Genomic DNA, 15,750 nt, shown 5'->3' with positions numbered 1-15,750 from the left:
AATTGTCTCGGCAGGGCTTTCGGAAAAACTCAGGCGCGTGAGCGATAGGCGTAAAAAAACGCGGCCAGATCGCTCTGGCCGCGTTTTTCAGGGGTCGTTCCGTTTTACTTTTTCGGATACCTGATCGTCATTTCCTTCAGAAGATTATTGGCACGGTCGACCTCCTTCATCACCCACAGCATGTAGCGGATGTCGACGTGGATCGCGCGCGTGATCCCGCTGTCGAAGTACCAGTCCTTGGTGATCGATTCATAGGTCGAATCGAAGTTCAGGCCCACCAGTTCGCCGCGCCGGTTCATCACGGCCGACCCCGAGTTGCCGCCGGTGGTGTCGGCGCTCGACAGGAAGTTCACCGGCACGGTGCCCAGCGCCGCATCCTCGAACACGCCGTAGCGCTTGCCCTTGATCGCAGCACTCAGAGCAGCCGGCACGATGAAGGGATCCTTGTTGGTCGCCTTCTCGACGATGCCCTCGACCGTCGTGAACGGACCCTTGACCAGGCCGTCGCGCGGCGCGTACGGCGCCACGGTGCCGTAGGTGACGCGCAGCGTCGAGTTGGCGTCCGGGTAGACCGGCTTGCCCTGCGACTTCTTCCAGGCGATGACGGCCGCCATGTACTGCGGGATCACGCGTTCCAGGTTGCCGTCGATCTCGTTGCGGCGATTCTCCAGGGCCATGCCGGTGTCGTGCAGGCGCACTGCCAGCTGGATGAACGGGTCACCGGATTTACGGAAGGCCTCCGGATCCTTGCCGATCCAGGCCAGGCGCTTGCCGGTGTCCGCCAGTTCGGTCGACTTGTACATCGCGTTCAGCGCATTCGGTGCCGGCAGCAGCGCGTCCAGTCCCTGCGGGCGCAGTTTCGCGTCGATGCGGCCATAACGCAGCAGCGCCGCGCCCCAGCGGGCTTCGTCGACCTGGGGCACGAAGGACTGCTCGAGGCGGGTCAGGCGCGCCTTGATGAAGGACAGGTCGCGCTCCTGGTAGCCGGCTTCACGCTGGGCATCCGGCTTCTGGCGCTCCAGCGCCAGGCGGTACAGGGTGCGCGCGCTCTTGAGCAGGTCGCTGTGGGTGGCTTCAAGCCAGGCGCCTTCCTGGCGCGAGGCCGCCATGTCCTGCGCGATCACGCCATCCAGCTCGCCCAGCAGGTTCCTGGCGCCGTTGCCGTTCTGCTTGTGCCAGGCGCGGAACTGGGCATCCTGCACGTCCTTGATCGCGGCGATGTCCTTGCGCGCGAAGCCGTCCAGCAGGCCCTGGGTTTTCTTGAGCACGTTGTTCAGGCCCTTGGCCACGCTCGCATAGCGCACGTCCCAGGCCGGGTTGCCCATGGTGGCGGCCGAGATCACCGACAGGTCGGCGGTGATGCTCGCCACCTTGGCCGGGAAGTCGACGTCGCGCGCGTAGCGGATCTCGCTCGGCAGCTTGTAGCGGCTGGTGCGGCCCGGGTAGCCGGCCAGCAGGATCGGATCGCCGTTCTTCAGGCCTTCGGCGGAGACCACCAGGAAGTCCTTCGACTTGTAGGGCAGGTTGTTCGGCGACGGGTCGGCCGGGCGGCCGTCCGGGCCGACGTAGGCGCGCAGGAAGGCGTAGTCGCCGGTCTGGCGCGGCCATTCGTAGTTGTCGATGTCGCCGCCGAAGTTGCCGATGCGGTCGGACGGCGCGTACACCAGGCGCACGTCGCGGATCATCAGCTGCTTGATGCGGTAGTACTCGAGGCCGCGGTGGAAGGCCGGCACCGAGCAGCGGACCGATTTGTCGGTCTCGCATTCGGCGACCAGCGCCTTGATGCGCGACTCCACCAGCTCGTGGCGTTCGCGGCCCGACAGGTTCGCCCCCAGGCCCTTGAGCACCCGCGCGGTGACGTTCTCGACCTTCTCGGTCACGTAGACCAGGGTGTTCGGGCCGCCCGGCAGTTCCTCGGCGCGGGTCCTGGCCAGGAAGCCGTTGACGATGTAGTTCTTTTCCGGGGTCGAATTACGCTGGATCGCACCGTAGGCGCAGTGGTGGTTGGTGACCACCAGGCCTTCCGGCGACACGAAGGAGGCCGAGCAGCCGCCCAACGAGACGATGGCGCTCATCGGATGCTTGGCCAGGTCGGCCAGCTTCTCGGCCGGCATGGTGATGCCGATGCGTTTCAGTTCGGATTTGAGTTGCGGCAGCTGGTGCGGTTGCCATTGGCCTTCATCGGCGAGCGCGAAGCCCGCGGCGCCCATCAGGGCAACGGGCAGGACAAACGATTTGAACAAAGTAAAACCCCGGGTGAATGAAAATGCAGCCCGGAGTATAGCTTTCTTATATATGCATGCGGTCGTTTTTTGGCGTATTGACGGGCTTACCCTGCCCGCCAGCCCCCGCCCAGCGCCTGGATCAGGGCCACCGCCGCGGCCTGGCGGTCGGCCTGCACCTGCACCAGCGAACGGCGCGCATTCAGCGCCGTCGCCTGCGCCTGCACCACTTCCGAATAGCTCACCTGCCCCGCGCGGTAGCGGTTCATGATCTGCTGCTCGACCTTGTCGGCGGCTTCGGAGGCCACCCGGCGCAGCGCCTGCTGCTGCTCGAGCACGCGCACCGCGGTCAGCTGGTCTTCGACGTCGGCGAAGGCGCTGAGCACCGTCTGGCGGTAGCGCGCCACCGCCGCCTGGTGGCGCGCCTCGGCCCCGGCCACGCCGGCGCGGGTGGCGCCGGCATTGAAGATCGCCTGGGCCGCCGACAGGCCGAAGGACCAGGCCGCGCTCGAGGCCGAAAAAAGGTCCGAGACCCGGCTGCCGCCCGTCCCCAGCGAAGCGCTCAGGCCGATGTTCGGGAAGTAGGCGGAGCGCGCGATGCCGATTTCCGCGTTGGCGGCCGCCACGTCGCGCTCGGCGGCGGCGATGTCGGGACGGCGCTGCAGCAGCAGGGACGGCACGCCGACGGGCACCGCCGGCACCGTCACGCGCCACTCCGGCAGCGGCGCCAGCGCAAACTCGCTGGGCGCCTTGCCGACCAGGACCGCGATGGCATGCTCGAACTGGGCGCGCTGGCGCACCAGCGACAGTTCGTCGCCGCGGGCATTGGCCAGCTGGGTCTCGGCCTGCAGCACGTCGGTACGGGCGACGATGCCGACCTTGAAGCGGTTCTGGGTGATCTGCAGCTCGCGCTCGTAGCCGGTGATGGTGCGGGCCAGCAGCGTGCGCTGGGCGTCGAGGGCGCGCACGGCGAAGTAGTTAGCCGCCAGCTCGCCCTGGGCCGACAGGCGCGCGCTGGCCAGGTCGGCCGCCGAGGCCTCGGCACCGGCCCGGGCGCTGGTGACGCCGGCGCGCAGCCGGCCCCACACGTCCGGCTCCCAGCTGCCGCCGAGGTTCAGGCGGTAGGAATTATCGGCGCCCTGCCCGCGCACGCCGGCGCGCTCGGCGCCCAGGTTGAGGTTCAGGCTCGGGAACAGCGCGGCGCGCTGTTGCTGGACCAGGGCGCGCGCCTGGGCGTAGTTGGCCACCGCCACGGCCACGTTCTGGTTCGAGACCTCGACGCCGGCAGCCAGTTCGTTCAATACCGGATCCTCGAACAGCTGCCACCAGGGTCCGCGCTCGAGCGCATCCGCGGGCGCTGCCGGCACCCAGCCCTGGGCTTCCTTGAAAGCCACCGGCTCGGGCGTCGTCGGACGCTGGTAGGCGGGACCGACCGCGCAGCCGGCGGCGAGGCTGGCGGCAAAGGCGATCACGTGGACGCGGAAGATGGTGTGTTTTCGCATGGGCGTCATTATTTTGCAGGGACCGGTTGGTCGGCATCGAAGTGGCGGGTCAGCTCGTGCTCGTCCGCCTTTTTCGTGCGCAGCTTGTCGAGCAGGACGTAGACCACCGGGGTCGTGAGCAGGGTCAGGAGCTGGCTGGCGACCAGGCCGCCGATGATGGCGATGCCGAGCGGCCGGCGCAGCTCCGAGCCTTCGCCGAAGCCGATCGCCAGCGGCAGCGCGCCCAGGGCGGCGGCCAGGGTCGTCATCAGGATCGGGCGGAAGCGCAGGATGCAGGCTTCGCGCACCGCCTGGGTCGCGGTGAGCCCGCGCGCACGCTCGGCTTCCAGCGCGAAGTCGATGATCAGGATCGCGTTCTTCTTCACGATGCCGATCAGGAGGAAGACCCCGATCAGCGCGATGATCGAGAACTCCATCTTGAACAGCAGCAGCGCCAGCACCGCGCCGACGCCGGCCGAGGGCAAGGTGGACAGCACCGTCACCGGGTGCACCAGGCTTTCGTACAGGATGCCGAGCACGATGTAGATGACGACGATGGCGGCCAGGATCAGCATCGGCTGCTCCTTGCTCGACTCCTGGGCGGCGCGCGCGGTACCCTGGAAGCTGCCGCGCACATTGGCCGGCATCGCGATGTCGGCTTCGGCCTGCTTCACGGCGGCCTGGCCGTCCTCGAGCTTGAAGCCCTCGGCCAGGTTGAACGAGACCGTCGTCGCCAGTTCACCGTCCTGGTGGTTGACCGAGGTCGGGGTCGAGCTCTCGGCAAAGCTGGCGATCGCCATCAGCGGCACCATGGTGGTGGCACCGGACGACAGGGCCGAACCGCTGGCCGGGTCGCGCGCGGCGGTCAGGTTCGACGTTGTGGAGGCCGCCCCCGTGGCGGTTCCAGTGCCGCGTGCCGGGACATACACGTCGCGCAGGGCTTCCGGCGATTGGGCATAGCGCTGGGCCACACCCATGATGACGCGGTACTGGTTCAGCTCATCGTAGATATTCGCTACCTGGCGCTGGCCGAAGTTGTTGTACAGGGCATTGTTGATGTCGCGGGTGCTGATGCCCAGGCGCGCCGCCGTGTCCTTGTCGACCGTGACGAAGGTCTCGACGCCGTTCTCGGCCTGGTCGGTGTCGACGTCCACCAGGGCCGACTGGCGCTTCATCGACTCGGCCAGGCGCGTGGCCCACTGCTTCAGGTCGGCTGCATTGTCGCTCTTGAGGGTGTACTGGTAGGTCGAGTTGCTGGAGCGTCCGCCCATGCGCAGGTCCTGCACCGGGTTCAGGAAGATCGACACGCCGGTCACGCGCGCCAGCTTGGGACGCAGGCGGGCGATCACCGCCTCGCCGGTGTCGCCTTCGGCGCGCTCGTCGATCGGCTTCAGGTTGAGGAACATGAAGCCGCCGCCAGCCCGTCCGCCTCCGGTGAAGGCCACCACCGTATCGACGGCCGGGTCGCGCTTGATGATGCCCACCAACTGGCGCAGCTTGCCCTGCATGGCCTGGAAGGAGATGCTCTGGTCGGCACGGATGCCGCCGTTGAGCTGGCCGGTATCCTGGCGCGGGAAGAAGCCCTTCGGGGCCGCCGCGAACAGATAGACGTTGAGGACGACCACGAAGCCGAGGATGATCATCACCAGCAGCTTGCTGTCGAGCGCCCAGTCGAGTGAGTGCTCGTAGCCGCGCAGCACCTTGCCGAAGCCCCGCTCGGACCAGCGCGCCAGGCGCCCGGGCTTGCGCTCTTTATTCTCTTTGCGCAGCAGCCAGGCGCACATCATCGGCGTGGTGGTCAGCGAGATCACCAGCGAAATCAGCACCGCCGCCGACAGGGTGACGGCGAATTCGCGGAACAGCCGTCCGACCTGCCCGCCCATGAACAGCAGGGGGATGAACACCGCCACCAGCGACAGCGAGATCGACAGGACAGTAAATCCGACTTCGCGCGCGCCCAGCAGCGCCGCCTTCATGCGGTCCATGCCGGTCTCGAGGTGGCGCGCCGTATTCTCCAGCACCACGATGGCGTCGTCGACCACGAAGCCGGTGGCGACCGTGAGCGCCATCAGCGACAGGTTGTTCAGGCTGAAGCCCAGCAAGTACATGACGCCGAAGGTGCCCAGCAGCGACACGACGGTGGCCACCGCCGGAATGATGGTGGCGCGCACGCTGCGCAGGAAGACGCTGACCACCAGCACCACCAGCAGGATCGACAGCACCAGCGTGAATTCGATCTCGTGCAGCGAGGAGCGGATCGAATTGGTGCGGTCCGAGGCCACCTGCAGGGTGACGTCACCCGGCAGCTGGGCCTGCAGCGTCGGCAGCAGCGCGCGCACGCCATCGACGGTCTCGATGACGTTGGCGTCGGGCTGGCGCGTGACCAGCACGATCACCGCCGGCTGGCCGTTGAACAGGCCGAGGGTATTCACGTTCTCGACGCCGTCGATGACCTCGGCCACGTCGCGCAGGCGCACCGCGGCGCCGTCGCGCCAGGCCACGACCAGGTCGCGGTACTCGGCTGCGGTGCGTCCGCCCTGGCCGCCGGCCGGCTGCGAATAGATCTGGAAACGGTTGCCGCCGCCCTCGATCGCCCCCTTCGGACGGTTGGCATTGGTGGCCTGGATCGCGGCGCGCACGTCTTCGCTGGACAAGCCGACCTTGTTCAGCGCATACGGCAGCAGCTCGACGCGCACCGCCGGCAGCGAACCGCCGCCGATCTCGACCTCGCCCACGCCCTTCACCTGCGCCAGGCGCTGCTGCACGAGATTCGAGACGGATTCGTAGATCTGGCCCGGCGAACGGGTCTTGGAGGTGAGCGCCAGGATGATCACCGGCGCATCCGAGGGATTGGCCTTGCGGTAGGTCGGGTTGCTGCGCAGCGTGGCCGGCAGGTCGGCGCGCGCGGCGTTGATCGCGGCCTGCACCTCGCGCGCGGCCGAATCGATCTTGCGGTTCAGGTCGAACTGCAGGCTGACCCGGGTCGAGCCGTTGCCGCTGTTCGAGGTCATCTCGTTGACGCCGGCGATCACGCCCAGGCGCCGCTCCAGCGGCGTGGCCACGCTCGAGGCCATGGTTTCCGGGCTGGCGCCGGGCAGCGAGGCCGACACCGAGATGGTCGGGTAATCGACCTGGGGCAGCGGCGACACCGGCAACACGAAGAAGGCGGCGATGCCGGCCAGCGCCAGCCCGATCGTCAGCAGGACGGTCGCGATCGGACGCTCGACGAAGGGCCGCGACAAATTCATGCGCCGACCTCTTTCGGTTTGTTCGGCGCCTTCCCGGTCCTTCTACGTGCCAGGCGGTCGAAGGCCAGGTAGATCACCGGCGTGGTGAACAGGGTCAGCAACTGGCTGACGATCAGGCCGCCGAAGATGGCCAGGCCCAGCGGGCGGCGCAGCTCGGCGCCCTCGCCCCAGCCCAGCATCAGCGGGACGGCGGCGAACAGCGCCGCCAGGGTGGTCATCAGGATCGGGCGGAAGCGCAGCAATGCGGCCTGGCGGATCGCGTCGAGCGGGGCCTTGCCCTCGTCGCGCTCGGCCTCGATGGCGAAGTCGATCATCATGATCGCGTTCTTCTTGACGATGCCGATCAGCAGGATGATGCCGATGATCCCGATCACCCCCAGTCCCTGCCCCGTGACCCACAGCGCCAGCAGCGCACCGACGCCGGCCGAGGGCAGCGTCGACAGGATGGTGAGCGGGTGCACGTAGCTCTCGTACAGCACACCCAGCACGATGTAGACGCAGACCACCGCGGCCAAAATCAGCCACAGCTGGTTCGACAGCGAAGCCTGGTAGGCGCCTGAGGCGCCGAGGAAGCGCATGCTCACCGCGTTCGGCATCTTGATCTCCTCGGCCGCCGCGCGGATCGCATCCACCGCCGTGCCGAGCGAGACGCCGGGGGCAGTGTCGAAGCCGACCGTCGCCGCCGGGTACTGGGCCACGTGGGTGATCTGCAGCGGCGCCTCGGCCTCGCGGATGGTCGCCACCGCCGACAGCGGGGTCGGCTGGCCGGAACCGGTGCGCAGCTGCAGGCGGCTCAAGTTCGCCAGCGACATCGCCTCGTCCTGTTGGGCTTCGAGGATCACGCGGTACTGGTTGGTCTCGGTGAAGATGGTCGAGACGATGCGCTGGCCGTAGGCGCTGTAGAGCGCATCGTCGATCGAGGCGGCCGTGATCGACAGGCGCGAGGCAGTGTCGCGGTCGATGTCGATGTAGGCGGCGGCGCCGACGGCGCCGGCATCGGTGGTCGGGTTGCGTAATTCCTTCATGGTGGCCATCTGCGCCACCAGCTTGCGTGCCCACTCGTTCACGGTGGCGCTGTCGGCGCCCTCGATCGACAGGCGGTACTGGGTCGGGCCGCTCTCGGCGTCGATGGTCAGGTCCTGGGTCGGCTGCAGGTACATGGTGACGCCAGCCACGCCGGCGACGCGGTTGCGCAGGCGCGCCATGACCTCATCCTGGTCCTCGCGGTCTTCCCGCTTCAGGTTGATCAGCATGGTGCCGGCATTGAGCATGGTGTTGTTGGCCGCATCCACGCCCACGTAGGAGCTGAGCGAAGCCACCGCCGGGTCCTTCAGCACTTCGGCGGCGGCAAGCTGCTGCAGCCTGGCCATCTCGGCATAGGAAATCGACTGGCGCGCCTGCAGGCGTGCCTGCAGCTGGCCGGTGTCCTGGGTCGGGAACAGGCCTTTCGGAATGACCACCCACAGCAGCGCGGTCAGCACCAGGGTGGCAAGCGCCACCAGCAGGGTCAGGCCCTGGCGCGCCAGCACCCAGCCCAGCGCCACGTCGTAGCGCTGGATCACGCGATCGAAGAAGGCCTGGGACTTCCGGGCGAAGCGGCCCGGGCGTTCCTCTTCGTGGCTCTTGAGCCAGCGCGCCGACATCATCGGCACCAGGGTCAGCGACACCACCATCGAGATCAGGATCGTCACGGCGAGGGTCACCGCGAATTCGCGGAACAGGCGTCCGACCACGTCGCCCATGAACAGCAGCGGAATCAGGACGGCGATCAGGGACACGGTCAGCGAAATGATGGTGAAGCCGATCTGGCTCGCGCCCTTGAGCGCGGCCGCCATCGGCTTTTCGCCCTCTTCGATGTGGCGCGCGATATTCTCGATCATGACGATCGCATCGTCCACCACGAAGCCGGTGGCGATCGTCAGCGCCATCAGCGACAGGTTGTTCAGGCTGTAGCCCATCAGGTACATGATGCCGAAGGTCCCGACCAGGGAGATCGGCACCGCCAGGCTGGCGATCACGGTGGCGCGCAGGCTGTGCAGGAAGGCGAAGATCACCAGCACCACCAGCACCACGGCCAGCAGCAGTTCCATCTGCACGTGGTGGACCGAGGCGCGGATGCCGGCGGTACGGTCGCTCAACACGTCCATGCGCACCGCGGCCGGCAATCCGGCCTGCAGCTCGGGCAGGCGCTCCATGATGCCGTCCACGGTGGCGATCACGTTGGCGCCCGGCTGGCGCTGTACGTTGAGGATGATGGCCGGCTTCAGGTTGGCCCAGGCGCCGATGCGCACGTTCTCGGCGCTGTCGACCACGCGCGCCACGTTCTGCAGGCGCACCGGGGCGCCGTTGCGATACGCGACGATCAGGTTCTTGTAGTCCTCGACCGCCAGCAGCTGGTCGTTGGCGTTGATCGCATACGAGCGGGTCGGGCCGTCGAAATTGCCCTTGGCGCTATTGGCATTGGCCGCCGTGATGGCGCTGCGCAGGCTGTCCAGCCCCAGGCCATAGGAAGCCAGCGCCTCGGTGTCGGCCTGGATGCGCACCGCCGGGCGCTGGCCGCCGGACAGGGTCACCAGGCCCACGCCCGAGACCTGGCTGATCTTCAGGGCCAGGCGCGTGTTGACCAGGTTCTGGACTTCGGTGAGCGGCAGCGAATCGGAGGTAATCGCCAGGGTCAGCACCGGCGCGTCGGCCGGGTTGACCTTGGCGTAGACCGGCGGCGCCGGCAGGTCGCCGGGCAGCAGCGAGCCGCCCGCGTTGATCGCCGCCTGCACTTCCTGCTCGGCGACGTCGAGGGTCTGGCCTAGGCCGAACTGCAGCGTGATCACCGAGACCCCGGCCGCGCTGGTGGAACTCATGCGCGTCAGGCCCGACATCTGGCCGAACTGGCGCTCCAGCGGCGCCGTGACCGTGCGCGCCATGACTTCCGGGCTGGCGCCCGGATACAGGGTCTGCACCTGGATGGTCGGGAAGTCCACCTGGGGCAGCGCCGACAGCGGCAGGAAGCGGTAGCCGACCAGGCCGGCCAGCACGATCGCCAGCATCAGCAGCGCGGTGGCGACCGGGCGGCGGATGAATGGGGCTGATGGGCTCATGCTTTGTTCCCAAGCGGCGCATCAGTGCAGAGGTGATTTGAACGCGTGGGCGGGAGACCCGCCCACCCTACGATACCGCGATGACCGTAGGGTGGGCGGGTTCCCCGCCCACGCGTCCAACGCACGCTGATCATTGTTGCGCTCCCTGACGCTGACGGCGCCCCTCGCCCTGCCCTTGCTGTCCACCTGCGCGCGCACCCTGCGGCCGGTCTCCTGGCAAGGTCACCTTCGCGCCATCGCGCAGCCGGTCCGCACCTTCCGTGATCACCTGCTCGCCCACCTTGAGGCCCGACGTGATCTGCACCTTGTCCACGGTCGCCTGCCCGCGCGTCACCGCGCGCTGCGACACCGTCTTCTGCTGCGCATTCAGCACGTACACGAAGTCGCCCTTGGCGCCATGGCGCAGCGCCGTCACCGGCACCACCACGGCGTCCTCGATGGTGTTCAGCACCAGGCGCAGGTTGACGAACTGGCTCGGGAACAGCTTGTTGTCCGTGTTGGCGAAGCGCGCCTTGGCGCGCACCGTGCCGGTCTGCACGTCGACCTGGTTGTCGAGCGCGATGAAGCTGCCCGTGGCCAGCGCGTCGGTGCGGGTACGGTCGAGCGCCGTGGCAGGCAGCTTCGCTCCTTGCGCGATGCGTCCCTGCAGCGCCGGCACCTGGTCTTGCGGCAGGGTGAATTCGACGTCGATCGGCGACAGCTGGGTGATCACGGCGACGCCGTTGGCATCGCCGCTGCCGATCAGGTTACCGATGTCCACCGTGCGCAGGCCAACGCGGCCGGCGATCGGCGCCTTCACCTGGGTATAGCCGACATTGAGCCGGGCCACGCCCTCGGAGGCGCGGTCGGTCATGACCGTGCCTTCCAGCTGCTTGACCAGCGCGGCTTGCGTGTCGACTTCCTGGCGCGCGATCGAATCCTGTTCCAGCAGGGTGCGGTAGCGCGACAGGGTCAGGCGCGCGCTTTCCAGCTGGGCCTCGTCGCGCTGGCGCTGGCCGCGCGCCTGCAGCAGCGCCATCTCGAAGGGGCGCGGATCGATGGTCGCCAGCACCTGTCCCTGCTTGACCTGCTGGCCTTCGGTGAACAGGATCTTCTGGACCACGCCCGAGACCTGTGGCCGCACGGTGGCGGTCGCCGCCGGCACCACGGTGCCGAGGGCGTCGATGTTGACCGGAATGTCGGCCTGCTCGGCGGTCGCGACGCCGACCGTCGTTGCCGGTCCACCGCGTCCACCACGGCCTCCGCCTCCGCCAGGCCCGCCGGCACCGGCCCCGCCCTGGCCGCGCGCACCCGCCGCGCCCGGCGGCCCGCCTGCTGCGCCGCCCGCCGGCCGATGGGTCAGGTACCAGGCCAGCGCGGCCAGGCCGATCATCGCGAGCACCGCGATGAGGGCGCCGATCCGGCGCTTGCGGCGCCGCGCCTCGGGAGATGGTGGCGGAGGGCTCGTGAGGGCGGGTTTCTGGGACGCGTTCGGATCCATGCTCAACCTTGTTATTGTGGCCAGAGTGTTGTTCAGCTAACGATATGCCGAAAAGCTTAGCACCCCCTGGCAGGACTTTATGTTTCGTAACGTACATTGCGCGCCCCACCTTGTTACATGGCCGGGACGGTCTTAACGCCGATTTACACCGTTGGCGGCGAAATCCGCCCCGTAAACGGAAAACGGGTGAGGAATCGCTTCCGCACCCGTCTTTTTGACCTGGCAAGCAGTTACAAACTGGCTACAAATCTCTTCATGGCGTGCCGCACAGGCAGTGCGTGACGGCGGCAAACGGTTTGCGCCCATCGGCCACGTCCTTCAGCCAGGCCATGTCCTGCGCTACCTGGGCCACCGGACCGGCCGGCAAGGCTTCTTCCATCAGGCCAAGCTTCACCTGGATGTTGACGGCCTGGGCGGTCGAGGCGCCCATCATGTTCAGGAAGCGCTCGATGCGGCTGACCGGGCGCTCGACATAGGCCACGCGGTAGTCCTCGCCCAGCTCGGCGCGTTTGGCGGCGGAGGCCAGGGCATCGCGGTAGCCGCCCAGGCGGTCGACCAGGCCGCGTTCCTTGGCCTGGGCGCCGGTCCACACGCGGCCCTGCCCGACTTCGTCGATCTTGGCGGCGGTGGTCTTGCGCGCCGCGGCGGCCTTGGCGGTGAACTCGCTGTACACGTGGTTGATGCTGCTCTGGATCAGCTGCGAGAAGCGCGGGTCGATCGGCCGCAGCGGATTGTAGGCGTCGGCCAGCCAGGTGGTGGTGACGCCGCCGGTATGGATGCCCAGCTTGTCGCTCACCTTCTCGGCGGTCGGCAGGATGGTGAACACGCCGATCGAGCCGGTGATGGTGGCCGGGTCGGCGATTACTTCATCGGCCGCCATCGAGACCCAGTAGCCGCCCGAAGCTGCGACGCTGCCCATCGACACCACCACCGGCTTGCCGGCGGCGCGTGTCAGTTCCAGCTCGCGCCGGATCAGTTCCGAACCATAGGCGCTGCCGCCGGGCGAGTCGATGCGCAGCACGATGGCCTTGATCTGCTCGTCCTGGCGCGCCTGGCGGATCAGGTTGGCGGTGGTGATGCCGCCGACCACGCCCGGGCCGCTGCTGCCTTCGGTGATGTTGCCCGAAGCGACGATTACGCCGACCGCGTCGCCGAAGGCCCTGGGCTGGTGGCGCCCCAGATAGTCGTGGAAGCCGACCTGGCGGAAGGACTTGATGCGTTCGTCATAGACGCCGCGCTTGACCAGCATGGCGCGCAGTTCGTCCTGGGTCCTGATGCCATCGACCAGCTTCGCCTGCTGTGCGACCCTGGCCGCGCTGCCGCCCGCCGCTTCCATCTGCTGTGGCAGGGTCTCGATCCACTTGGCGATGGTGCCGCCCGGGAGCTTGCGGTTCTTCTCGACCTGGGCCGTGTAGTCCTGCCACAGGGCGTTGTACAGGAAGCTGTCGGCTTCCTGGGCCGCTTCCGAGGGGCCGTTGGCGATATACGGTTCGGCGAAGCTCTTGTAGGTGCCGACCTTGATCAGGTTGACGGTCACGCCCAGCTTGTCGAGGGCGTCGCGGTAGTAGTTGCGGCGTGCGCCGAAGCCTTCGATCAGCACCATGCCCATCGGATGCACGTAGACTTCGTCGGCGTGCGAGGCGACCAGGTAGCGCTTCTGGTCATACATGCCGCCCCAGGCCACCACCTTCTTGCCGGCAGCCTTGACGCGCCCGATCGCGGCGCCGATCTCGCGCAGCTGGGCCAGACCGCCGCCGTCCATCTGGTCCAGCAGCAGCACCACGGTGCCGAGGTTCTTGTCCTTGGCCGCCGCATCCAGCACGGTCAGCAGGTCGCGCAGGCGCACGCTGCGCTTGCTGTCGCCGCCGATCGAATCCAGCACGGTGTCCTGGAAGCTCGACTGGTACTGTTCGACCAGGTCGCCCTTCAGCTCCAGCACCAGCGCGGTCTTCTCGCCGATCGGCTTGACCCCGCCCGAGCTCATGATCATCACGACGATGATCACGAACAGCAGGAACAGCAGGTTCATGAAAGTGCGGCGCGACACGTCGACCGCACGCCACAGCATGCCGAATCCGCGGCGCAGCGCGCTCAGGGGTTTGAAAGCCATCGGAACTCCGTCTTCAATCAATATGGTGGGCGCTCATCCCGCTGATGCGGTGAGCGCGGCCGTCCCGGCCTTTTCCTTGTGGGAGATCGCGAACAGGCCGGCAAATACGAGTATGCCATTTACCATCAGCAATTCCAGCCCAAGGCGGTAGGAACCGAGCAGGTGTTCCTGATTGTACTCAAGGAGAGCGCAAAGAATCGGTGCGCCGATCGTAACGTACGGCACCAGGTGATCGGTCAGGCTGCGGCGGGTCAGCATGCCGAAGGCGAACAGGCCCAGCAGCGGACCGTAGGTATAGGCCGCCAGCTTGAGGATGACCACGATCATGCTCGGGTTGTCGGCCAGCTTGAAGCCCATCACCAGGAACAGGAACAGCCCGGCGAAGCCAAGGTGCACGCGGCGGCGCAGGCGCTCCTTGGCCGCTTCCGTCAGGTCGGTGCGGCGCTTGATGCCGAGGATGTCGATGCAGAACGAGGAGGTCAGCGCCGTGATGGCGCCATCCGCGCTCGGGAACAGCGCCGAGATCAGGGCGATCAGGAAGATGATCTGCACCGTGGCCGGCAGGTGGCCCATGACCACGGCCGGGAAGATCTTGTCGCCGGTGGCGGTCACGCCGGCAACCGGTGCATACAGGTAGAGCAGGCCGCCCAGGAACAGGAAGCTCATCAAGACCACCACCAGCACGGCGGTCAGGGTCAGCAGGTTCTTCTGCGAATCCTTGAGCGTCTTGACGGAAATGGTCTTCTGCATCATCTCCTGGTCCATGCCGGTCATGGTCAGCACGATGAAGGCGCCGGCCACGATCTGCTTGAGGAAGAAATTGGGGCTGTCGAAGTCGGTGGTGAAGATGCGTGACAGGCCCTGCGACTGCATCGCGTTCAGGCTGTCCGGGATCGACATGCCGAGTTCGCTCAGCAGGAACCAGACGCAGGCGAACAGGCCGAACAGCATGCAGGTGGTCTGCAGGGTGTCGGTCCAGACGATGGTCTTGACGCCGCCCTGGTAGGTGTACATCAGGATCATGCCGAGGATGACCAGGGTCGTCATCCAGAACGGCACGCCCAGGCTGTCGAGGATGATCGCCTGCAGGATGTTGACCACCAGGTAGAGCCGCGCGGTGGCACCGAGCAGGCGCGAGATGATGAAGAAGCCCGCCCCGCTCTGGTAGGAACGGCGCCCGAGGCGCACGTCGAGGTAGTGGTAGATCGAGGTCAGCTGCAGGCGGTAATACAGCGGCAGCAGGATGTAGGCCACGGCGATGTAGCCGAACACGTAGCCGATCAGGATCTGGGCATAGCCGAAGGCGTCCGCCCCGACCGCGCCCGGCACGCTGATGAAGGTCGCGCCGGACAGCGTGGTGCCGACCATGCCGAAGGCGACCAGCATCCAGTTGCTGCTCTTGTTACCGATAAAGAAGCTGTCGTTGTCGGCGTTGCGGGAGGTGACCCAGGCGACGCCGAGCAAGAGGAGAAAATAGCCGATGAGGATAGCGAAGAGTAGTGCCGGGGACATGGAATTCCAGTGCGGTTGTCGTTTCGCCCAGCAATATACACCTAAGCGTTGCGACAAGGAATGCAGCAAACTGGGCCGCCCATGCCCGCCGGTTATGCGCGGCGCGCTGGGGTCTTGCTAGGCTTCCTCGCCCTGCACCCGTTCGAAGGGTCCGATGCAGGTGTTCATGGTCTCGTCCGCGCACATCAGGAACAGGGCTCCCGACGGATGGAAGCGGATGAAATTGGTGACGGTGGTACCGGGCTTGATGATGGCGCCCGCGCAGTCCTTCTTGCCGTTGTCCTTGACGATGCGGTCTTCCAGCCGGTAGAAGCCCTTGGCGCTGGGCTTGGCGGGAATGCGGTATTCGCTTTCCGACACCTCTTCTGCGCTGGTGACCAGGGTGGTGCCGTCGGCGCGGAAGCGGTAGGTTTCGGAGCAGCCGAGGTCGGGCAGGCTCAGTTTCCAGATGCCGAGGATGGGGTGGGCGGCCGGCGGCGCGGCCTGCGCACCGGTGAAGCTGGAGATCAGCAAGGCCCCGGTGAACACTGCGGCTGGCACACGCATGGCAGGCTCCTTCGCACGTCGCGACAGCCGGGCGGATACCGCGGCAGGCCCGCGCA

The 15,750-nt window shown here is 67.2% G+C and carries 8 protein-coding genes; all 8 read right to left on the bottom strand.

The features are described from left to right. Positions 1-104 precede the first annotated feature (104 nt). Positions 105-2,243 carry a S46 family peptidase gene (locus ACSQ25_RS08135; protein WP_436105195.1) on the bottom strand — a complete coding sequence of 713 codons (2,139 nt, stop codon included), beginning with the start codon at positions 2,241-2,243 and terminating at the stop codon, positions 105-107. A gap of 86 nt (positions 2,244-2,329) precedes the next feature. Continuing rightward, complete coding sequence (locus tag ACSQ25_RS08130; RefSeq protein WP_436105194.1) at positions 2,330-3,724, bottom strand: efflux transporter outer membrane subunit; 1,395 nt, start codon at positions 3,722-3,724, stop codon at positions 2,330-2,332. An 8-nt stretch (positions 3,725-3,732) separates the two neighbouring features. Beyond that, complete coding sequence (locus ACSQ25_RS08125) at positions 3,733-6,951, bottom strand: efflux RND transporter permease subunit (protein WP_436105193.1); 3,219 nt, start codon at positions 6,949-6,951, stop codon at positions 3,733-3,735. Then, the gene (locus tag ACSQ25_RS08120) at positions 6,948-10,046 is read right to left on the bottom strand and encodes an efflux RND transporter permease subunit (RefSeq protein ID WP_436105192.1); all 3,099 of its coding nucleotides are present in this window, start codon (positions 10,044-10,046) and stop codon (positions 6,948-6,950) included. Before ACSQ25_RS08120 ends, ACSQ25_RS08125 begins: the two co-directional genes overlap by 4 nt. A 130-nt stretch (positions 10,047-10,176) precedes the next feature. Beyond that, positions 10,177-11,526: an efflux RND transporter periplasmic adaptor subunit gene (locus ACSQ25_RS08115; RefSeq protein ID WP_436105191.1), complete on the bottom strand. Its 1,350-nt coding sequence runs from the start codon at positions 11,524-11,526 to the stop codon at positions 10,177-10,179. Positions 11,527-11,779: 253 nt separating this feature from the next. Further along, the gene (sppA, locus tag ACSQ25_RS08110) at positions 11,780-13,636 is read right to left on the bottom strand and encodes a signal peptide peptidase SppA (protein ID WP_436105190.1); all 1,857 of its coding nucleotides are present in this window, start codon (positions 13,634-13,636) and stop codon (positions 11,780-11,782) included. 33 nt (positions 13,637-13,669) lie between these two features. Beyond that, on the bottom strand, positions 13,670-15,148 hold the full coding sequence (locus tag ACSQ25_RS08105) for a sodium:solute symporter (RefSeq protein WP_436105189.1): 1,479 nt from the start codon (positions 15,146-15,148) through the stop codon (positions 13,670-13,672). Positions 15,149-15,265: 117 nt separating this feature from the next. After that, positions 15,266-15,694, bottom strand: a complete 429-nt coding sequence (locus tag ACSQ25_RS08100; RefSeq protein WP_436105188.1) for a hypothetical protein — start codon at positions 15,692-15,694, stop codon at positions 15,266-15,268. Positions 15,695-15,750: the final 56 nt, after the last annotated feature.

This window comes from Massilia sp. LjRoot122, from assembly GCF_964252725.1.
Taxonomy (GTDB): Bacteria; Pseudomonadota; Gammaproteobacteria; order Burkholderiales; family Burkholderiaceae_D; genus Telluria.
Note: the sequence above shows the minus strand (reverse complement) of the source record. Positions and strands in the feature narration are given on the sequence as shown.

What these genes read in the sequence shown, in the direction of transcription:
- ACSQ25_RS08115 (WP_436105191.1), bottom strand. Translation starts at nt 11,526, where the DNA reads ATGGATCCGAACGCGTCCCAGAAACCCGCCCTCACGAGCCCTCCGCCA.
- ACSQ25_RS08120 (WP_436105192.1), bottom strand. Translation starts at nt 10,046, where the DNA reads ATGAGCCCATCAGCCCCATTCATCCGCCGCCCGGTCGCCACCGCGCTG.
- ACSQ25_RS08130 (WP_436105194.1), bottom strand. Translation starts at nt 3,724, where the DNA reads ATGCGAAAACACACCATCTTCCGCGTCCACGTGATCGCCTTTGCCGCC.
- ACSQ25_RS08100 (WP_436105188.1), bottom strand. Translation starts at nt 15,694, where the DNA reads ATGCGTGTGCCAGCCGCAGTGTTCACCGGGGCCTTGCTGATCTCCAGC.
- ACSQ25_RS08105 (WP_436105189.1), bottom strand. Translation starts at nt 15,148, where the DNA reads ATGTCCCCGGCACTACTCTTCGCTATCCTCATCGGCTATTTTCTCCTC.
- ACSQ25_RS08125 (WP_436105193.1), bottom strand. Translation starts at nt 6,951, where the DNA reads ATGAATTTGTCGCGGCCCTTCGTCGAGCGTCCGATCGCGACCGTCCTG.
- sppA (WP_436105190.1), bottom strand. Translation starts at nt 13,636, where the DNA reads ATGGCTTTCAAACCCCTGAGCGCGCTGCGCCGCGGATTCGGCATGCTG.